The organism is Pseudomonas sp. GW821-FHT01E05, assembly GCF_059422425.1.
The window spans coordinates 40,749-61,589 of sequence record NZ_JBWKWW010000005.1; the positions used below are offsets into that span (position 1 = coordinate 40,749).

Consider the following 20,841-nt stretch of genomic DNA (forward strand, 5'->3'; position numbering starts at 1 on the left):
ACACTGGATCTCCAATGTTCACAAAACCCTGTGGGAGCGAGCTTGCTCGCGATGAGGCCATCCGTCACGCCGCAGATTTCGCCACAGTCGGGCTCCGCTGCATCGAGCACAGCCCGTAATACAACAACCCACCCAGCGCCGAGCCGGTGAACCAGCCGTAGCTGTAAAACCAGCTGAATGCGTTGCTGCCCAACGACAGCAAGGTCAGCGCCACCGGGATGCCGAACGCGATAAAGCCGTTCCAGTTCCACGCCGGATACACGTCATCGCGGTACAGCCCCGCCAGGTCGAGCTGCTGTTTCTTGATCAGGAAATAGTCCACCACCATGATCCCGGCGATAGGCCCGAGCAGGCTGGAGTAGCCCAGTAACCAGTTGGAATACACGGTTTCCAGGCTGATATCTGAGACCAGCAAGCCGAGTTTTTTCAGCAGCTCGTGAGCCATCAACGCCAGCCCCACCAACCCGGTCAACATCACCGCTGTGGTCCGATTGATCAGCTTGGGCGCGATATTCTGGAAGTCGTTGGTCGGCGAAACAATGTTCGCCGCAGTGTTGGTGGACAAGGTCGCAATGATGATCAGCGCCATGGCCAGCGCCACCCAGACGGGGCTTTGAATATGACCGATCAGGGTCACTGGATCGGAGACCGTCACCCCTACCAGCCTGGCGGATGCGGCCGTCATCACCACGCCAAGCGCGGCGAACAGGAACATCGTCAGCGGCAAACCGATGATCTGCCCGAGGATCTGGTCCTTCTGGCTTTTCGCGTAGCGGCTGAAGTCCGGAATGTTCAGCGACAGCGTCGCCCAGAACCCGACCATGGCGGTCAGCCCGGCAAAGAAGTAACCGGCCACGCCAGCACCTTCCGGGCGTTTGGGCGGTTGCGCCATCAATTCAGTCAACGAGACATTTGGCAAGGCCCAGACCAGCAAACCTGCGCCCACCAGCACCAGCAACGGCGCAGACAGGGTTTCCAGCCATTTGATCGATTCCGCGCCGCGCAGCACCACCCACAGGTTTAGCGCCCAGAACAGCATGAAACCGATGACCTCACCGGTGCCGCCGAGAGCTTTCCAGCCCTCGAATACCGAACCGAGAAACAAGTGAATGGCCAGGCCGCCGAACATCGTCTGGATGCCGAACCAGCCACAGGCCACCAGAGCCCGGATAAGACATGGCACGTTGGAGCCAATCACCCCGAAGGACGAACGCAGCAGTACCGGAAAGGGGATGCCGTACTTGGTGCCGGCAAAGGCGTTGAGGGTCAAGGGGATCAATACGATGATATTGGCGAAAAGAATGGCCAGCAGCGCCTCGCCGACCGACAGCCCGAAATACGCGGTGAGCACCCCGCCGAGGGTGTAGGTCGGTACGCAGATCGACATGCCGATCCAAAGCGCCGTGATGTGCCATTTGTTCCAGGTGCGCTCATGCACTTTGGTCGGCGCAATGTCGTGGTTGTAACGAGGACTGTCGAGTACGTCGCTTCCGGCATCCAGCTCGTACAAGCCTTGGCGTTCGGTCACCTGTGATCTGATCTGTTGCATGGCCGCTCCACTGTTCTTTTGATTATTTTGCTCATCGGGTTGGCTGGCGGGTTAAACCGCAAACCGGGCGATGGCCGGAGTACTTACGACTTCTGCGGACCGGCCAGCGTGTCAGCGGCGGCACTCAATAAACGTGCCGGGTATCCCACTGGCTCACTTGCCACTCCGTAAAATCCATGTAAACAACTGATGTTCATCAGTTTTATTTAATGACTCATTGAGCCCTTGGCTACTTGCCCATTCACTCAGGCTGAATGTCAGGCAAGTTGTCCGAACAGTCAGGACTCAATCTGGTGCATCACTATTTTTTAAAATGATTTCGCCCGCTGACAGGCATAGCTCAAACGGCTGATTTCACATAGGAAATCTTGACCATATTTGGATCCTGTCAAGTGCGTCAAAATGGTGAGCGACCTCACCATTTTGGTGATTTTTATAATTATTCGTTTATTTTCAATGAGTTAAACACGTTATAAGCTTATAAAAAATATTCTTGCTCATTCAAAGAACACCAGCTAGCGTTTATTCCTGACAGCACTGACAGGAATATAACTTCCTCCAGCTTGCCGTAACGACAACACCTAGAACTGGCATTAGCCGGTCAAGCCTGTGAGGAACTCGGAATGTCTCTGTTGATCCGTGGCGCCACCGTTGTTACCCATGATGAAAGTTACCGCGCTGACGTGCTTTGCGCTGACGGTTTGATCCAGGCAATCGGCAATAATCTGGATATCCCCACCGACTGCGAAGTGCTCGATGGCAGCGGTCAATACTTGATGCCCGGCGGCATCGATCCCCACACCCACATGCAACTCCCCTTCATGGGCACCGTCGCCAGCGAAGACTTTTTCAGCGGCACGGCAGCCGGACTTGCCGGTGGCACCACTTCGATCATCGACTTCGTGATTCCCAATCCGCAGCAATCGTTGCTGGAGGCTTTTCATCAGTGGCGCGGCTGGGCCGAGAAGTCCGCCGCAGACTACGGTTTTCACGTCGCCATCACCTGGTGGAGCGAGCAGGTTCGCGAGGAAATGGCCGAGCTGGTCAGTCACCATGGCGTGAACAGTTTCAAGCACTTCATGGCTTACAAGAACGCGATCATGGCCGCCGACGATACGCTGGTGGCCAGCTTCGAACGCTGTCTGGAGTTGGGCGCGGTGCCGACGGTGCACGCGGAAAATGGCGAACTGGTCTATCACCTGCAACGCAAACTGATGGCCCAAGGCATCACCGGCCCCGAGGCGCATCCGTTGTCGCGGCCATCCCAGGTTGAAGGCGAAGCGGCCAGCCGCGCAATCCGGATAGCCGAAACCCTCGGTACGCCGCTGTATCTGGTCCACGTCTCGACCCGTGAGGCACTGGATGAAATCACCTATGCGCGCAGCAAGGGGCAGCCGGTCTACGGTGAAGTCCTGGCCGGACACCTGCTGCTGGACGACAGCGTCTACCAACACCCGGATTGGCAAACAGCCGCCGGTTATGTGATGAGCCCGCCCTTCCGCCCTCGCGGCCATCAAGACGCGCTTTGGCACGGCCTGCAATCGGGCAACCTGCACACCACCGCCACTGACCATTGCTGCTTCTGCGCCGAACAGAAAGCCGCTGGCCGTGATGACTTCAGCAAAATCCCCAACGGCACTGCCGGTATCGAAGACCGCATGGCCGTGCTCTGGGATGAAGGGGTGAACACCGGACGGCTGTCGATGCAGGAATTCGTCGGCCTGACCTCAACCAACACCGCGAAGATCTTCAACCTCTACCCACGCAAAGGCGCGATTCGCGTCGGTGCCGATGCCGATCTGGTGCTCTGGGACCCGGAAGGCACCCGCACCATTTCGGCCAAGACCCATCACCAGCAGGTCGACTTCAATATCTTCGAAGGCAAGACCGTGCGCGGCGTACCCAGCCATACCATCAGCCAGGGTCGGCTGGTCTGGGTCGACGGCGACCTGCGGGCCGAGCGCGGTGCCGGGCGTTACATCGAACGCCCGGCCTATCCGGCGGTGTTCGATCTGCTGAACAAACGCGCCGAGTTGCAGCGACCGGTTCCCGTAAAGCGCTGAATCCGGGGCTTGATCGTTCCCACGCTTTTGATCGTTCCCACGCTCTGCGTGGGAATGCAGCCCGTGACGCTCTGCGTCACAAGCGTGGGACGCGGAGCGTCCCCGGAGGCGTTACCACGCAAAGCGTGGGAACGATCACCAGGTAGAACGTGCGATACCCCAATACCAATGCCCATCAGAGGCAGTACCTCAAAAACCGTGAGGCCATCACCGTGATCAAGACCCTGAGCCACCTCCCGCATCCCCATGAGGACGCGGCCGCCCTTGCCGGCCATTTCACCGATCTGGCGCCGCCGCTCAATGCCCGTCAGGCCACACTGGAAGCCTCGCGCTGCCTGTATTGCTACGACGCACCGTGTGTCAATGCGTGCCCGAGCGAGATCGACATTCCGTCGTTCATTCGCAATATCCATCAGGAAAACGTTCAGGGCGCCGCGCAGACAATCCTTTCGGCGAACATCCTGGGCGGCAGTTGCGCACGGGTCTGTCCGACCGAAGTCCTGTGTCAGCAAGCCTGCGTGCGCAACAACGCTCAAGAGTGCGCGCCAGTGCTGATCGGCTTGCTGCAACGTTACGCCGTGGACAACGCGCAGTTCAGCGAACACCCATTCAAACGTGCCGCGCCGACCGGTAAACGCATCGCTGTGGCCGGTGCCGGGCCGGCGGGGTTGTCCTGCGCTCATCGCTCGGCGATGCATGGCCATGAGGTGGTGATTTTCGAGGCCCGCGAGAAAGCCGGCGGACTCAACGAATACGGGATCGCCAAATACAAGCTGGTGGACGACTTCGCTCAACAGGAACTGGAGTTTCTACTGGGTATCGGCGGGATCGAGATCCGTCACGGGCACAAACTCGGCGACAACCTCAGCCTCACTGAACTGCATCAGCAGTTCGATTCGGTGTTCCTCGGCCTCGGCCTGGCTGCCAGCAAGCAGCTCGGTCTGGCCCACGAAGACGCCCCCGGCATGCTCGCTGCCACCGATTACATCCGTGAGCTGCGCCAGGCCGATGACCTGACGCAATTACCACTGGCCGATCGCTGCATCGTCCTTGGCGCCGGCAATACCGCCATCGACATGGCCGTGCAAATGGCTCGCCTCGGCGCTCGCGACGTGAACCTGGTGTACCGCCGCGGCCTTGCGGAAATGGGCGCCACCGAGCATGAACAGAATATTGCCAAGGCCAATCAGGTACGTCTGTTGACCTGGGCTCAGCCCGAAGAAGTCTTGCTCAATAAAAAGGGTCAGGTACGCGGCATGCGCTTTGCCCGCACGCGGCTGGAAAACGGTCTACTGCAACGCACCGGCGAAACCTTCGAGCTGGCCGCCGATGCGATCTTCAAAGCCATCGGCCAGTCCTTCGACGACGCAGCGCTGAACGATCCGCTGGCCCGTGAACTCAAGCGCGAGGGCGAGCGCATTCTGGTGGACGAACAGCTGCGCACCAGCATCCCCGGAGTCTATGCCGGAGGCGACTGCACCAGCCTCGGCCAGGACCTCACCGTCCAGGCCGTGCAGCACGGCAAGCTGGCCGCTGAAGCCATCAATGCCCAACTCATGCTCAATGTGGAGGCTGCATAAATGGCCGATCTGTCGATTGTCTTCGCTGGCATCAAAGCCCCCAATCCATTCTGGCTGGCCTCCGCACCGCCCACCGACAAAGCCTACAACGTAGTCCGCGCCTTTGAGGCCGGCTGGGGTGGCGTGGTCTGGAAAACCCTCGGTGAGGACCCGGCGGCGGTCAACGTGTCGTCGCGCTACTCCGCCCACTTCGGCGCCAACCGCGAGGTCATCGGCATCAACAACATCGAGCTGATCACCGACCGTTCACTGGAAATCAACCTGCGGGAAATCACCCAGGTCAAAAAGGACTGGCCGGACCGCGCACTGATCGTGTCCTTGATGGTGCCCTGCGTCGAAGAGTCGTGGAAAGCCATCCTGCCGCTGGTACAAGCCACCGGCGCTGATGGTGTCGAGCTGAACTTTGGTTGCCCTCACGGCATGCCTGAACGCGGCATGGGCGCAGCGGTCGGCCAGGTCCCGGAATACGTCGAGCAGGTTACCCGCTGGTGCAAGACTTACTGCTCACTGCCGGTGATCGTCAAACTCACGCCCAACATCACCGACATTCGCGTTGCCGCCCGCGCCGCCCACCGTGGCGGTGCCGATGCGGTGTCGCTGATCAACACCATCAACTCCATTACCAGTATCGACCTGGATCGCATGGTCGCTCATCCAATGGTTGGCAGCCAAAGCACCCATGGCGGTTACTGCGGCTCGGCGGTCAAACCGATTGCGCTGAACATGGTGGCCGAGATTGCCCGTGACCCACAAACCCGTGGCCTGCCGATTTGCGGCATTGGCGGCATTGGCAATTGGCGCGATGCGGCAGAATTCATCGCCCTGGGCAGCGGCGCGGTGCAGGTGTGCACGGCAGCGATGCTGCATGGTTTTCGCATCGTTGAGGAGATGAAGGACGGTCTGTCGCGCTGGATGGATAGCCAAGGCTACACCAGCCTGCAGGAATTTTCGGGTCGGGCGGTGAGCAATACCACGGACTGGAAGTACCTGGACATGAACTACCAGGTCATCGCCAAAATCGACCAGGACGCGTGCATCGGCTGCGGTCGCTGCCACATCGCCTGTGAAGACACCGCGCACCAAGCGATCGCCAGCCTCAAGCAGCCTGACGGCACGCATCAATATGAAGTAATCGACGACGAGTGCGTGGGCTGCAATCTATGCCAGATCACCTGCCCGGTTCAGGACTGTATCGAGATGGTACCCATCGACACCGGCAAGCCATTCCTGGACTGGGACCACGATCCGAGGAATCCGTATCGCGTGGCGGTTTAAACGGACCTGCTGATGATCGTTCCCACGCTCTGCGTGGGAATGCCTCTCAGGACGCTCTGCGTCCGCTTTTGTGACGCAGAGCGTCACGGGCTGCATTCCCACGCAGAGCGTGGGAACGAGCTGCGTGGGTTCACGGCTCTAACCCAATCCCCCGCAGAATCACGCTGGTCACGGTCTGTACCGCCCGTTCAAACTGCATATCCGACAGCGGTTGGTGATCGTTGAGGATCATCACCTGGTGATCGAAGTCAGCGTAATGCTGGGTCGAGGCCCAGATCATGTACAGCAGCGCGGAGGGTTCCACCGCCAGGATGCGTTTGTCTTCCACCCACTGACGAATTTTCGCTTCCTTCATTTTCGCCCAGTCGTACAGGCTCGCATCCAGCGCCTCTCCAAGGGTCGGTGCGCCATGAATGATTTCATTGGCCCAGACTTTCGAGCCATAAGGCCGGCTACGGGAATGGTTCATCTTGGCGCGGATGTAGCTGCTCAGCACCACCCGCGGATCATCGAACATCTCGAAGCACAACGCGTCCTGCTTCCACACATCCAGCAGATCAAACAGCACGGCGCTGTACAGCTCACTTTTGGTGCTGAAGTAGTAGTGCAGGTTGGAGCGCGGCAGTTGCACTTCTCTGGCAATATCGGCCATCGCCGTGCTGCCGTATCCTTTCTCGGCGAAGATTTTTTCGGCCGCCAGCAGAATTTTTTCGACGTTACTGCGACGAATCTCGATCTTGTGATTGCCCATGAGGGCTCCCTGACGACAGCGTTGGTCAAGACTAGCATCCGCTCTAGTTCGGGGCGACAGCCGCAAACGAAACTTCGTACGCTAGACTTCCCCCGAGAAAACGCTGAGTACCGTTTCGCTCGGCACCTGCGTCATGCTCTATTAGCGCCCCCTCGTATTCAATGAAGGTACCTGCCAATGCTGATCAAAAAAGCCCTGACTACCACCGCCCTGCTGAGCGCGCTGCTCGCCGCCTCTTCGGTGTTTGCCCACGCGCACCTGAAAAGCGAAACGCCGGCCGCTGACAGTACCGCTGCTGCCCCCAAGGAATTACGACTGGTGTTCTCCGAAGGTGTTGAAGCAGCCTTTACCAAAGTCACCCTCAGCAAGGACGGCGCTGATGTCGCGGTCAAAAGCATCACCACCGAAGGCAGCGACAAAAAGACCCTGATCGTGACTCCAGCAGCTCCATTGGCAGCGGGCAATTACAAGGTCGAGTGGCACGCGGTCTCGGTCGACACCCATAAAAGTGAAGGCAACTACAGCTTCAAGGTCGGCCAATAATTCATGTCGAGCGCGCTGGTCCTGTGCCGATTCCTGCATTTCGCCGGGGTGCTGATGCTGTTTGGTGCCTGTGTCTTCAGGCCCCTGCTGTTACGCCGCGAGCCGCTTACAGAGGCGCTTGGCGTACTGGATCGACGTCTCGCTGGCGTAACGAAACTGCTCGCCTCGTTGGCGCTCGCCAGCGGGGCTTGCTGGCTGTTGCTGATCACCGGCAGCATGGCTGGTTCATGGCAGGCGGCGATTGACCTGCCGACGTTGCAGTTAGTCCTGAGCAATACGTTTTTCGGGCAGGTCTGGAGCTGGCACCTGCTGCTCAATCTGTTGTTAATGGTGTGCCTGATCACACCGCCAGGCAGATCGTTTCCTCTACGACTGGCCCTGAGCAGCCTGCTGCTGGCAACGCTGGCGCCGGTCGGACACGGCGCAATGCTCGATGGTCTCAACGGCCAGTTACTGATCCTCAACCAGGTGATTCATCTAGCGTGCGTCGGCGCCTGGCTCGGTGGGTTGATGCTGTTGGTCATGATTGTGCTGCAACCAGCAACCCATCCGGTCAGCTTGATACTGCAACGATTCAGCGGTGTCGGTTACGGGCTGGTGGCCGGTTTGCTGGTCACCGGGTTGATCAACGTCCGCGTACTCACCGGCGCCTTTTGGCCGACGCCGTTGCTGTCCGGTTTTGCGCTGATTCTACTGATCAAGGTGCTGCTGGTCGGCGGCATGCTGGGACTGGCGCTGTTCAATCGCCTTAGAGTGAAAGACTGCCACAAGCGCCTGTCGACACTGCGTACCAGTGTGATGCTTGAGTGGCTGCTGGGCGTTGCCGCCGTCGCGGCGGTATCGCTGCTGGGGACGATGCCACCAATGATGGCGAGTTAGAGTCACCTTGATCGTTCCCACGCTCCGCGTGGGAATGCCGCCCTGGACGCTCTGCGTCCGCCCTTGATGTGACGCAGAGCGTCACGAGATGCCTTCCCACGCAGGAGCGTGGGAACGATCAAACGATCAATTTTTACCTGCGACGCCCTCTTCCCCCGCCGTATCAATGCTCACCACCACCGACATCCCCGGTCGGAGCCGTTCGCTTTGTGGCTGATCGGGATCGACGGTAATACGCACCGGAACCCGCTGGGCGATTTTGACGAAGTTGCCGGTGGCATTGTCGGCTTGCAGCAGACTGAACTCCGAGCCGGTGGCCGGAGAGATCCGCTGCACCCGACCGTGGAATTTCTGGTGATTGAGGGCGTCGACGGTAAAAGTCGCTGGTTGGCCAGTCTGAACATTGTCCATCTGGGTTTCTTTCAGGTTGGCGATCACCCACAGCTGGTTCGGCACCAGCGCCATCAACTGCGCGCCCGAATTGACGTAGGCTCCCAGACGCACACCGATCTGCCCGAGCTGACCGTCCTGTGGGGCGATGACCCGGGTATTGGACAGATCGATGCGCGCCAGTTCAACCACAGCCTCAGCGCTGGCCACCGCCGCCTCCAGCGAACCGCGATTGACGATCACCGTTTGCAGGTCCTGCCGGGCGATTTCCAGGGTCGCCTGGGCTTGAGCCTCGGCGGCGATGGTTTGCGCGTTGGCCGCGCGGGCCACATCCAGATCGCGCCTGGAGACCGAGCCGTCAACGATCAGCTCTTCGTTACGCCGCAGGTCTGCCGCACTTTTACGGACCTGGGCCTGACTGTCGACCAACGCGGCCTGACGCAATTTAATGGTCGCTTCGGCACTGTTGCGTTGTTGCACCACATTGGCCAACCCCGCCTTCTGCACCGCGAGTTGCGCCAGCGACTGATCCAGACGCTGCTTGTAGATGCGGTCGTCCAGGCGCACCAGCAGATCCCCGGCTTTGACGAACTGGAAATCCTGCACCGGCACCTCATACACATAGCCGCTGAGCTGCGGCCCGATGATCGTCACCTGGCCCCGGACCAACGCGTTCTCCGTAGTCTCGATGGCGCTGCTGAACGGTGGCAATTGCCAGGCATACAGCACAATCAACACTCCGACGATTGCAATGGCAGCAAAGCCCATGGACGAGATAACCCGCACCCGTAGCGAGCGCGGCTCGGTGGCCGGCGTAGATGGCAGCTCGGTGCCCTCGGGCGTTGCGGCAATGGCGTTGGTGGTCGTCTTCGTCAGTTCGGTCATGGAGAGGTGGCACCACTGGGTTGAACAGGGGATGGGGTGGCAGGCACAGGCTTGGGCGCTTTGGTCGTGCTCATCAGCCACAGGCTGCGCAAAAAAATCCAGAGCATGGTCAGCACGGCGATCACCGCAATCAGCATGAACACATCGTTATAGGCCAGCACGTTGGCTTCACGGGTCGCTGCGCTAGCGAGGCTGCGTATGCCCTGGAGGGTGCGTAAATCCGGGTCAGCGATGATTGATCCATAAGCCGAGCCGCCGCTTTGCACGCGGCCGGCTACCCGTGGGTCGAGCAGCGTCAGGGGCTCGACGATAGTGTTGGAATGAAACTTCTCGCGCACGATCTGGAACGTCCCCAGCAACGCCGAGCCGATCAGCCCGCCGAGGTTCTGACAGATCCCGAACAGCACCGAAAAACTCACCAGATTGCGCGGATTGGTCAGCACATTGCGTGTGCCATAGACCATGGTCGGCCCGAGAAAAAACGTTCCGCCAAAGGCCAGCAGGAACTGGCTGAAGTACATGTTGGCCGGGCGGGTCAGGTTGTTCGAAAAACTGTCCATCACCGAGCCCACCGCCATCAACGCCAGAGAGATGACCACAGGCATGAACAGATGCGCCGGGTTGATGGTCAGGGCGCTGGTCGCCAGGCCGGCAATACTGCCCAGCAGCATGACGGCATAAAGGGTGCGCATCTGCTGGCTGCTCATGTTCAGCGCCTGCAAAAATCCCACCGCTCCGGTGGACTGCTCCGAGAGCACCATACGAATCAGGATCACCGCCAACGCCAGACGAATCATCGCCCCGCTGCCCAGCCATCGGGTCATCAGCATCGGGTTGCTGCGGTTATGCTCGATGGCCAGCCCGGCCATGATCAGCATGATCGAGCCCGCCGAAGCAATGCCGATCCACGGTGCCTCAAGCCACCAGTCGATACGCCCCAGCGACAGCACCGCGCAGAGTAAAGCGACGCCGCTGGCCAGCAACGTGAACGTCAGGAAGTCGAGTCTCTCAAAGGTTTTGAAGCGGTCGCCCGGCGGCAGCTTGAGCAGGAACACACAGCCCAGCGAGGTCAGCGCCAGCCCCAGCTCGAACAGATACAGCCCTCGCCATTCGGCGATCTGTAGCAAATCTTCGGAAAACAACCGGGCCAGCGGCAAGGCCAGTTGCGAGGTGCCCAACCCCAGCACCAGTGCCTTCATTCGCCACTTCGCCGGGAAGGCCTGGATCATGTAATACAAACCCAACGAGTTCAGCGCTGCGCCGACCATGCCATGGGCGGCCCGCACGGCAATCGCCGAGTTCAGGTCATTGACGAACAAATGGCCAAAGGTCACCAGCGCATACAGCACCAGAAAAACCTCGGTAAACGCCCGCAGACCGAACTGCTGACGAAATTTCACCAGCAGCAGGTTCATCGACACGTTGGTCATGACATAGGCCGCCGGTAACCAGGCCATCTCGGCGGTGGTCGCCCCCAGCGCACCTTGCAGGTAAGGCAGATTGGCGATTACCAGCGAGTTCCCCAAACCGCCGGTCAACGCCACCAGCAGTCCGACCAGCGCATAGGCCAGACGTTTGCGTGTGGGGTGCAGCGGGGTCGACGGCGAACCCGGCAAGCTGGGCCGTTCGTGGGGTTGCCAGGATCGCGGGGCGTAGTGATCCATTTTTTAACCTTGATGTCTGTGCCTGTTGTAACCACGACTGCGCACAGTAATGCCATTGCAGTGTTACTAGTAAACCTGAGCAGGGTGCATCTTGCCAGTTACACCGTTTGCACCGCTGCAAAAGACATTACCCGCTATCAGGAACTTCTATGCGCTTCACTGGTGGTATTTCAGTGAGGCTTGCCCCCTCACGCCTTGAACAGCATGTAGCCGGCCACGACGATGCAAATGCTGGCAAATCCCACCTGCAACCCTCTGGCCGAAACGCGGGATGTCAGCCGTCGACCAAACAGCATTCCGACGATGCTCGCGACAATAAAAGCCCCACCCGTAGCGCTAATGGACACCCCTGCCTGAAACGCGCCGATAACCCCTATCGCCGAAATCAGGCTGATCACCATCAACGAGGTGGCAACGATTCCACGCATCTGTACATCGGTCAGTTGCTTGAAGGCCGGCACGATCAGAAAACCGCCGCCGACTCCGAGCAGCCCGGAAACAATGCCCGTGACAGCGCCCAATGCCGCCAGGGTCGCCGTGCATTTAGCGGTCCAGGAAAAGCGCCCGGTGCGTTGATCGAGCATGCAGTTTTTCTGCCCCCAGGAAGCGCTGCCATGATCACTCGGCCCGCAATCGCGCGACTCGCGCCGCAGCATCCGCCACGCCACGATGACCATGAGCAGGCTGAACAGAATCATCAAGACTTTTTCCGGCAAGCGATGGGCGAAGTAGATACCCACCGGCGAGAACAGCGCCCCGAGCAATGCGATCAACAACGCCGCGCGGTAACGCACCAGGCCGTGTCGCAAGCCATCGATGGCACCGACCGCCGCCGCGCTGCCCACGGCGAACAGCGCCACCGGTGCCGCCTGGGTCATGCTCCAGCCTAAACCCAACACTAAAGCCGGCACCGCGAGAATGCCGCCACCGGCACCGGTCAAGCCCAGGACCAAGCCCATTACCACACCAAAGAATGTTGTAAGCAGCATAAAACGCTCTGATCGACTTTTAAGACAACCGGAAAAAACCGGCACTGGAATCCCCTACAATACAACCCACGACAACTTATCCGCACTTGAATCACATCAATGCTGGTCAGGGTGCAGACAATCTATTTACCTTCTGGACTCATCCCGAAAGGATCTGCCCCATGTCAGCGTTGATTCAAGCCTTCCTGGACGAAGCCTCGTCGACGTACACCTACGTGATCTTTGAACTCGATGGCGGGCACTGCGCGATCGTCGACTCGGTGCTCGACTATGATCCCGCATCGGGGCGAACCGCTACCACCCAGGCCGACCGAGTGATTGCCTTCATCCGCGAACATCGTTTGCAGGTGCAGTGGCTGCTGGAAACCCACGCCCACGCCGACCACCTGTCCGCGGCGCCCTACCTGCGCAGGGAACTGGGCGGCAAGATCGCCATCGGCCAGCTGATTTGCAAGGTTCAGGACGTGTTCAAAACCCTGTTCAACCTTGAGCCGGAATTCAAAATCGACGGTTCGCAGTTCGACCATCTGTTTGCACCGGACGAGGAGTTCACCATCGGCAACCTCAAGGCCAGGGCGTTGCATGTGCCGGGTCATACCCCGGCGGACATGGCCTACCTGATCGACGATGAACTGATTCTGGTGGGCGACACCTTGTTCATGCCCGACGTGGGAACCGCACGCTGCGACTTCCCCGGTGGTGACCCGCGGCAAATGTTCGCCTCCATACACAAGCTGCTGGCATTCCCCGCAGGCACCCGCCTCTACGTCTGCCACGACTACCCGCCTGCGGACCGCGCATTTGCGTGCCAGTCCAGCGTCGCCGAACAACGCAAAAGCAATATCCATGTGCATGACGGTATCGACGAAGCCGCTTTCGTCGCCATGCGCACCCGGCGTGATGCCGGGCTATGCATGCCGAGGCTGTTGCTGCCGGCGATTCAGGTCAACATGCGCGCAGGGAATCTGCCGCCCGCCGAAGACAATGGTGTGACTTACCTGAAGATTCCGATCAATCGGTTGTGACGTGCAAGCGGCTCACTGACAGTCGACCACCTGACACTCTGAAGCGCCCGTTGACCTTTCCCGTTTGCTGACTTGATCCTGTCGGGGCACCACACATGCGTAATTCAGGATCACCTATGATCTGGAATTCCAGGGCCATGTCCGCATAGCCCGAGTTCTTGCCATAGGCATCGATGGTTTTCTGTAAGGCCCGATTGAAAATATCAATGAACCGCGCGGACGTACCACTTGCCCGCAACTGCTGAGCCACCGCAACGAAACTGACCGAAAGCCGGGTACCGAAATCCGAGTCCACCGGGAAAGGTGAAGCAACCACGGCGCCCACACCTCGACGCACCAGCATATTGACGAAAGTCTGACTGGCGGCCGAGACGCCAAGGGTGGAACACGCCGTCAGGATTGCCACGCTACCCGGCGTGAAATGCCTTCTCATGTCAGAGTCCAGCACCCGGCCAGGAAGCCCTGAGGTGGAGAACGTGACGTCACCCTTGCCGTGATGCGCGAGAAGCACCAAGGCGCTGCTGGTCACCGAAGGTGTGTCAGCCTGGGTCATGAACTTGAGCAAGTCGGTGTTGTTCTGATACCAGTTGACATCACGCCCTTGCATCCGCCAGTCATCCTTCATCAACAACTCGGCGGACTCGGCCCCCACGCCATCCAGTGCTTTGGGAATTGCAAAGTCCCAACCGCTGAAACAGGTGCCGGGTTCGAGCGTCTGGGCGTCCTGTAACGGCTGGACAACGGTAATTCGATGGGAGAACAGTTGGTCAGGCGCATCGGCGCCCAACAAGGCCAGCGGCAGGTTTTGCATTTCTCCCCACGAATCGAAGTAACGCACCAATACCACCGGGACTTCGACACGTTGTGTCAGACGCTGCATCGCCGCCCTTGCCGCGTCAGCATTCCGCTGATCTTCCGGGGTACGGCCGTTGAACAGCATATTGTTCATCTGCCTGACGACATCGGTGTAAGGCTGGGCGGAACCCAAGTGCTCGCGGGTGTTCGCGATTGAGGCTGGCAGCATGGAGTCCTGCTCCAGAAAGTGCGTCAGATTGCCTGCAAGCTCCCACGCATAGACTGGCGGCATCTTTCCTTGACGCTGGGCGGCGTCAAACTCTGAGTGATCAACGTACACCGCAACCGTCGCAGCATCGCCCTCGCCCCTGGGAATCAAGTCAAACAAATGTAAGGCGGCGTCTGCGGACGACGTCTGCCGCGCATTTTTTCCGACCTCCAGCAGCCTCTCCAATCCGGACACCAGTTCTCCGCCTCTCAGGCTGGTGTCGCACGCCGGCGGGTACTGCTGTCCGACGTCGCTCACCGGCACACTGACCACGATGTAGTCCAGAGGCCGCAGCCCCGCAGCATCCCAAATCGAGAGGACGACCTGCGCACAACCCGCCTGACGGGCGATAAGCGGCCACGCCATGGGCGCATCGACACTCAACGCCTTGGCCAGGTCGCTCAAGCCGATGAGGTGATGGCGCGCTTTTTCCCGCAGAGACTCGTCAGCGGTCCTGGCCGGCAGGCGATCGCGGTGGACATTGAATCTGCGAGCCCGAAAATCCGAACCCGGTGCCGGCTCGAGTATGCCGCCCATCAGCACTGGCCGAACCAGCAAGTGGATCTCGTCGCTGTCCGGATCCGCAGCGATTTCTTGCTGCAGCAGGCTGCTGATCCCGCTACTCAATGCCCCGGGATAGATGCCCCGACCAAGATCCAGTACAAAATCATAGGGTTTGCCTGCGGCCAAGACATTCTTGACCTGCCTGGGCGAGGATTGAAACCAGGCATTCCAGTTGATGGAAAAGGTCGGGGTCGCCTTGCTCAAGCGCTGTGTGTAATTCGGATTGTTTCTCGCCTCGCTCACCAGCGATGGACCAATTTTCTCGATAGCCGATGCCTGGCGGTTGGCCAATGCCACCTGCCATTGAGCACGCATCCCCTCATCGACGCCCATCCAGGTGATGTACGGGGAGGACTGCACCGCATCGATCGCCTCACTCTCCCGAGCGATAATGTTCGAGGTGACATATTCCTCGGCGTAGTTCATGACCTGGGTGATGCGCTCGCGTGCTGGAGCAGGCAATGCTGAAAAACGCGAAGCCTTGTAGATGGCAATCAACCCGCTGAAGCGATGATCGCTTTGCGTCACGAATGCGGCCTTGATTTTCGTAACGCGATCCCAGGGGACTTCTGCCGCATCAACCGCCCCGGTGGCCAATGCCGACGCCATGTCCGTATCAGACATCTTGATCGACTCGGCGCCCACGCCTGAAAAATCCATCGACTGCCAATCATCGCTGGAAACCGCGAGCCTGGTGCCCTTGAAGTCCGTAGGCGAACGCCGGGGAAGCTGGCTGGCAATAACCCGCGTTCCCCCGTACCAGACCCCGCCCAACGCCTGCAATCCCTGCTCTTTAAGTTGCTCGGCCAGTTGCGGCTGCAACTGCGAGCTCATGAAAAATGAAAAGGGCCTTGTCTCGGAGAATGTAAATGGCAGGCCGTATATTGCGAAGGCAGGGACAAATTCACTCAGGGCAGAAACGGGGACGATGGCTAAATCGGTCTCCCCTTGCATGACACTTTTGATCACGCTATCGGCAGACGCCACATTGAGGTGTCTAACGGTTGCAACGTCTTCCAGGCCCTCCTGGATAGCGCCCGCTGCCTGGTCAAATGTCTGGTTATGGGCAATGGCGATGGCGATCAGAACGGGCCGATCCTGAGCAGGTACGACCTGCGAGGCAACGCACAACAGCAGAGCCAAAAGCAACCTGTGCCAACCTGACCAGGAAGCTGCGCCCTTGCACTCGCAAACCTCCCATTCGCCCATCTCATCACCTCAGGCTCGGCAACGCTTATCGGCTTGCGCAGATGAGGGCGACTGGCTCTCTTATGCACTTTTATGAATAAAGCACCGCGCAAGCGTTATGGCAAAGTCCTGTGATGAACGGAGCTATCCTTAATGGAGCTATCCCTAATGGAGCTATCCCGCCAGCGTCAAGCCATTGGCCGGCAATGGCAACGCAGTCTTGTACCTGACCTGTTTGAGCGCAAAGCTTGAACGGATGTTCGCCACGCCCGGGACCTTGGTCAGAAAGTCCATCATGAAACGCTCCAGCGACTGGATGGTCGGCACCAGTACGCGGATCAGGTAATCCGGATCGCCGGCCATGAGGTAGCACTCCATCACTTCCGGTCGGTCGGAAATCGCTTCTTCGAAGTGCTGCAGGGCTTCTTCGACTTGTTTCTCGAGGCTGACGTGGATGAACACATTGACGTGCAGCCCGAGCAAATCGGCGTCGAGCAGCGTGACTTGCTCGCGAATCAGCCCCAGTTCTTCCATCGCCTTGACCCGGTTGAAGCAAGGCGTCGGCGACAGGTTGACCGAGCGTGCGAGGTCGGCGTTGGTGATGCGGGCGTTCTCCTGGAGGCTGTTGAGAATCCCGATATCGGTACGATCCAGTTTGCGCATGAGAATAAACCACCTGTTTTTTATGTTTATGCAGATTTTTTATCCTCAAATGACTTAAAGCGCAACGAAACACAGAGAAATATTCTTCTTGGCGAGGCCTATGATTGTTGTAGGACAAGATTTCTTTTACCCAAAGAAAGATCGTCAGCTAGCGCGCCCACTACAAGAAATTCACAAGATCGAGCGTAGAAGCCATGAACCAACCGTACGAACCGCTGCGCCTGCACGTTCCCGAACCTTCGGGTCGCCCGGGGTGCAAAACCGACTTCTCCTACTTGCGTCTGACCGACGCAGGCCTGGTGCGCAAACCCCCAATCGACGTTGAACCCGCCGACACGGCCGACCTGGCCCGCGGCCTGATTCGCGTGCTCGACGACCAGGGCAATGCCCTCGGTCCGTGGGCCGAAGGCGTGCCGGTCGAGATCCTGCGCAAAGGCATGCGCGCCATGCTCAAAACGCGGATCTTCGATAACCGCATGGTGGTCGCCCAGCGTCAGAAGAAAATGTCGTTCTACATGCAGAGCCTTGGCGAAGAAGCCATCGGCAGCGCTCAGGCCCTGGCCTTGAACATCGACGACATGTGCTTCCCGACCTACCGCCAGCAAAGCATCCTGATGGCTCGCGAAGTACCGCTGGTGGACCTGATCTGCCAGTTGCTGTCCAACGAGCGCGACCCGCTCAAGGGCCGTCAGTTGCCGATCATGTACTCGGTTAAAGACGCAGGCTTCTTCACCATTTCCGGCAACCTGGCCACCCAATTCGTACAAGGCGTGGGCTGGGGCATGGCTTCGGCGATCAAGGGTGACACCAAGATCGCCTCGGCCTGGATTGGCGACGGCGCCACCGCTGAATCAGACTTCCACACCGCCCTCACCTTCGCCCACGTTTACCGCGCGCCGGTGATCCTCAACGTGGTCAACAACCAGTGGGCAATCTCCACGTTCCAGGCGATTGCCGGTGGTGAAGCCACTACCTTCGCCGGTCGTGGCGTCGGTTGCGGCATCGCCTCCCTGCGGGTCGATGGCAACGATTTCATCGCGGTCTACGCCGCCTCTGCGTGGGCCGCCGAACGCGCCCGCCGCAACCTTGGCCCGACCATGATCGAATGGGTCACCTACCGCGCCGGCCCGCACTCGACGTCCGATGATCCGTCCAAATACCGTCCTGCCGACGACTGGAGCTACTTCCCGTTGGGCGACCCGATTGCGCGCCTCAAGCAGCACCTGGTGAAAATCGGTCAGTGGTCTGAAGAAGAACACACCGCCGTCAGCGCCGAACTCGAAGCCGAAGTCATTGCTGCGCAGAAAGAAGCCGAGCAGTACGGCACCCTCGCCGGTGGCCAGATTCCGAGCGCCGCGACGATGTTCGAAGACGTCTACAAAGAGATGCCGGAGCACTTGAAGCGCCAGCGTCAAGAGTTGGGGATCTGACATGAACGATCACAACAACAATATCCAGTTGGACACCGCCATGACCACAACCACCATGACCATGATCCAGGCCCTGCGCTCGGCCATGGATGTGATGCTTGAGCGCGACAACAACGTCGTGGTCTTCGGCCAGGACGTAGGTTACTTCGGCGGTGTATTCCGCTGCACCGAAGGCTTGCAGAGCAAGTACGGCACCTCGCGGGTGTTCGACGCGCCGATCTCCGAAAGCGGCATCGTCGGCGTCGCCGTGGGCATGGGCGCCTACGGTTTGCGGCCGGTGGCCGAGATTCAGTTCGCCGATTACGTCTACCCGGCGTCGGACCAGATCATTTCCGAAGCGGCGCGTCTGCGCTATCGCTCGGCCGGTGAGTTCACCGCGCCGATGACCCTGCGCATGCCATGCGGCGGCGGCATCTACGGCGGCCAGACCCACAGCCAGAGCATTGAGGCAATGTTCACCCAGGTCTGCGGCCTGCGCACCGTCATGCCATCCAACCCCTACGACGCCAAAGGCCTGCTGATCGCCTCCATCGAAAACGATGACCCGGTGATCTTCCTTGAGCCCAAACGCCTCTACAACGGCCCGTTCGACGGCCACCACGACCGCCCGGTAACCCCTTGGTCGAAACACCCGGCCGCGCAAGTGCCGGACGGTTACTACACCGTGCCGCTGGACGTGGCGGCCATCGCCCGTCCGGGCAAGGATGTCACCATCCTCACCTACGGCACCACGGTCTATGTGTCGCAAGTCGCGGCCGAAGAAACCGGTGTCGATGCTGAAGTAATCGACCTGCGCAGCCTGTGGCCGCTGGATCTGGAAACCATCGTCAAGTCGGTGAAGAAAACCGGACGTTGCGTGATCGTTCACGAAGCGACCCGCACCTGCGGTTTCGGCGCCGAACTGGTCGCCCTGGTGCAAGAGCACTGCTTCCACTACCTGGAAGCGCCTATCGAGCGCGTCACTGGCTGGGATACCCCGTATCCGCATGCTCAGGAATGGGCGTACTTCCCTGGTCCGTCCCGTGTGGGCGCGGCTTTGCATCGGGTTATGGAGGTCTGAATGGGCACGCACGTTATCAAGATGCCGGACATTGGCGAAGGCATTGCAGAAGTTGAATTGTCGGTGTGGCACGTCAAGGTCGGCGACATGGTCGTCGAAGATCAGGTGTTGGCCGATGTGATGACCGACAAGGCGATGGTCGACATTCCTTCGCCGGTTCACGGCAAGGTGATTGCGCTGGGCGGTGTACCGGGCGAAGTCATGGCGGTTGGCAGCATACTGATCAGCATTGAAGTCGAAGGCGCGGGCAACGTTAAAGAGTCGGCTCAGCCTGCGGCAGTGAAAGAAACACCTGCGCCGATCGAAGCACCCAAGGTTGAAGCAGTGGTTGAAAACAAACCGGTTGCGGCCCCGCGCCCAGCCGTGTGCCAAGGCCCGATGGTTGCTCGCGAGGCCGATGAGCGTCCGCTGGCCTCCCCGGCCGTGCGCAAACGTGCACTCGACGCCGGCATTCAGTTGCGTCTGGTTCAGGGCACTGGCCCTGCCGGGCGGATTCTGCATGAAGACCTCGACGCGTATCTCGCCCACGGTCCATCCGTTCAGTCGACCGCTGGCGCTGCTTACACCGCACGCCATGACGAACAGCAGATCCCGGTGATCGGCATGCGGCGCAAGATTGCCCAGCGCATGCAGGAAGCCACCCAGCGCGCTGCACACTTCAGTTATGTCGAAGAAATCGACGTGACCGCCGTGGAAGAACTGCGCGCACATCTGAATGAAAAACACGGCGCCAGCCGCGGCAAGCTGACCCTGCTGCCATTCCTGGTACGGGCCATAGTCGTTGCCCTGCGCGACTTCCCGCAGATCAACGCCCGTTACGACGACGAAGCCCAGGTCATCACCCGCCTCGGCGCGGTGCATGTTGGCGTCGCCACCCAAAGTGCCATCGGCTTGATGGTGCCGGTTGTGCGTCACGCCGAAGCTCGCAGCTTGTGGGACAGCGCCGCAGAAATCTCCCGCCTGGCGACTGCCGCGCGCAATGGCAAGGCCAGCCGCGATGAATTGTCCGGCTCAAGCATTACCCTGACCAGCCTCGGCGCTCTTGGCGGCATCGTCAGCACCCCGGTGTTGAACCTGCCGGAAGTGGCGATCATCGGCGTCAACAAAATCGTCGAACGGCCAATGGTGATCAAAGGCCAGATCGTGATTCGCAAGATGATGAACCTCTCCAGTTCCTTCGACCATCGCGTGGTCGATGGCATGGACGCGGCGCAATTCATCCAGGCCATGCGTGGCTTGCTCGAACAACCCGCCACGCTGTTTGTGGAATAAGCATTTGT

The 20,841-nt window shown here is 59.6% G+C and carries 16 protein-coding genes; 9 read left to right on the top strand and 7 right to left on the bottom strand.

Annotation, left to right across the window (positions count from 1 at the left end; genetic code table 11):
• Positions 1-64 precede the first annotated feature (64 nt).
• The gene (locus tag AC07W5_RS12055) at positions 65-1,549 is read right to left on the bottom strand and encodes an NCS1 family nucleobase:cation symporter-1 (protein WP_495023444.1); all 1,485 of its coding nucleotides are present in this window, start codon (positions 1,547-1,549) and stop codon (positions 65-67) included.
• A 623-nt stretch (positions 1,550-2,172) separates the two neighbouring features.
• Between AC07W5_RS12055 and hydA the strand changes: the two genes are divergently transcribed.
• From hydA to preA, 3 genes are all read left to right on the top strand, one after another.
• Positions 2,173-3,612: a dihydropyrimidinase gene (gene hydA / locus AC07W5_RS12060; RefSeq protein WP_494995265.1), complete on the top strand. Its 1,440-nt coding sequence runs from the start codon at positions 2,173-2,175 to the stop codon at positions 3,610-3,612.
• 212 nt (positions 3,613-3,824) lie between these two features.
• Positions 3,825-5,192 carry an NAD(P)-dependent oxidoreductase gene (locus tag AC07W5_RS12065; protein ID WP_495023628.1) on the top strand — a complete coding sequence of 456 codons (1,368 nt, stop codon included), beginning with the start codon at positions 3,825-3,827 and terminating at the stop codon, positions 5,190-5,192.
• Entirely contained in the window at positions 5,193-6,467 is a 1,275-nt protein-coding gene (gene preA / locus AC07W5_RS12070) for an NAD-dependent dihydropyrimidine dehydrogenase subunit PreA (RefSeq protein ID WP_495023445.1), read from the top strand. It abuts the gene before it with no gap.
• 130 nt (positions 6,468-6,597) lie between these two features.
• On the opposite strand, the gene AC07W5_RS12075 is transcribed toward preA, so the two are convergent.
• Positions 6,598-7,218, bottom strand: coding sequence for a TetR/AcrR family transcriptional regulator (locus AC07W5_RS12075; RefSeq protein WP_494995263.1), 621 nt, complete (start codon positions 7,216-7,218; stop codon positions 6,598-6,600).
• Between the two features lie 177 nt (positions 7,219-7,395).
• Between AC07W5_RS12075 and copC the strand changes: the two genes are divergently transcribed.
• Positions 7,396-7,761: a copper homeostasis periplasmic binding protein CopC gene (copC, locus tag AC07W5_RS12080; protein ID WP_494995262.1), complete on the top strand. Its 366-nt coding sequence runs from the start codon at positions 7,396-7,398 to the stop codon at positions 7,759-7,761.
• Positions 7,762-7,764: 3 nt separating this feature from the next.
• Positions 7,765-8,640 (top strand): copper homeostasis membrane protein CopD, encoded by an 876-nt coding sequence (gene copD, locus AC07W5_RS12085; RefSeq protein ID WP_495023446.1) that lies wholly within the window; start codon positions 7,765-7,767, stop codon positions 8,638-8,640.
• Between the two features lie 126 nt (positions 8,641-8,766).
• On the opposite strand, the gene AC07W5_RS12090 is transcribed toward copD, so the two are convergent.
• The 3 genes from AC07W5_RS12090 to AC07W5_RS12100 all read right to left on the bottom strand — a co-directional run bounded on the left by AC07W5_RS12090 (position 8,767) and on the right by AC07W5_RS12100 (position 12,568).
• A complete protein-coding gene (locus AC07W5_RS12090; protein ID WP_495023447.1) occupies positions 8,767-9,915 on the bottom strand; it encodes an HlyD family secretion protein in 1,149 nt (382 codons plus the stop codon).
• A complete protein-coding gene (locus AC07W5_RS12095) occupies positions 9,912-11,579 on the bottom strand; it encodes an MFS transporter (protein ID WP_495023448.1) in 1,668 nt (555 codons plus the stop codon). The genes AC07W5_RS12090 and AC07W5_RS12095 overlap by 4 nt, the downstream gene beginning before the upstream one ends.
• 188 nt (positions 11,580-11,767) lie before the next feature.
• Positions 11,768-12,568 (bottom strand): sulfite exporter TauE/SafE family protein, encoded by an 801-nt coding sequence (locus AC07W5_RS12100; RefSeq protein WP_495023449.1) that lies wholly within the window; start codon positions 12,566-12,568, stop codon positions 11,768-11,770.
• Between the two features lie 161 nt (positions 12,569-12,729).
• On the opposite strand from AC07W5_RS12100, the gene AC07W5_RS12105 reads away from it, so the two are divergent.
• Complete coding sequence (locus AC07W5_RS12105; RefSeq protein WP_494995257.1) at positions 12,730-13,593, top strand: MBL fold metallo-hydrolase; 864 nt, start codon at positions 12,730-12,732, stop codon at positions 13,591-13,593.
• On the opposite strand, the gene AC07W5_RS12110 is transcribed toward AC07W5_RS12105, so the two are convergent.
• The gene (locus AC07W5_RS12110; RefSeq protein WP_495023450.1) at positions 13,580-16,429 is read right to left on the bottom strand and encodes a TRAP transporter substrate-binding protein; all 2,850 of its coding nucleotides are present in this window, start codon (positions 16,427-16,429) and stop codon (positions 13,580-13,582) included. The two genes, AC07W5_RS12105 and AC07W5_RS12110, sit on opposite strands and share 14 nt — an antisense overlap.
• A gap of 153 nt (positions 16,430-16,582) precedes the next feature.
• On the bottom strand, positions 16,583-17,071 hold the full coding sequence (gene bkdR / locus AC07W5_RS12115; RefSeq protein WP_018929722.1) for a Bkd operon transcriptional regulator BkdR: 489 nt from the start codon (positions 17,069-17,071) through the stop codon (positions 16,583-16,585).
• 194 nt (positions 17,072-17,265) lie between these two features.
• Between bkdR and AC07W5_RS12120 the strand changes: the two genes are divergently transcribed.
• The 3 genes from AC07W5_RS12120 to AC07W5_RS12130 are packed head-to-tail and all read left to right on the top strand — an operon-like array spanning position 17,266 to position 20,833.
• Positions 17,266-18,501 carry a 3-methyl-2-oxobutanoate dehydrogenase (2-methylpropanoyl-transferring) subunit alpha gene (locus tag AC07W5_RS12120; protein ID WP_495010905.1) on the top strand — a complete coding sequence of 412 codons (1,236 nt, stop codon included), beginning with the start codon at positions 17,266-17,268 and terminating at the stop codon, positions 18,499-18,501.
• A 1-nt stretch (position 18,502) separates the two neighbouring features.
• Positions 18,503-19,561 carry an alpha-ketoacid dehydrogenase subunit beta gene (locus AC07W5_RS12125; RefSeq protein WP_494995254.1) on the top strand — a complete coding sequence of 353 codons (1,059 nt, stop codon included), beginning with the start codon at positions 18,503-18,505 and terminating at the stop codon, positions 19,559-19,561.
• Positions 19,562-20,833 carry a dihydrolipoamide acetyltransferase family protein gene (locus AC07W5_RS12130; RefSeq protein ID WP_495023451.1) on the top strand — a complete coding sequence of 424 codons (1,272 nt, stop codon included), beginning with the start codon at positions 19,562-19,564 and terminating at the stop codon, positions 20,831-20,833. It begins immediately after the preceding gene.
• Positions 20,834-20,841 lie beyond the last annotated feature (8 nt).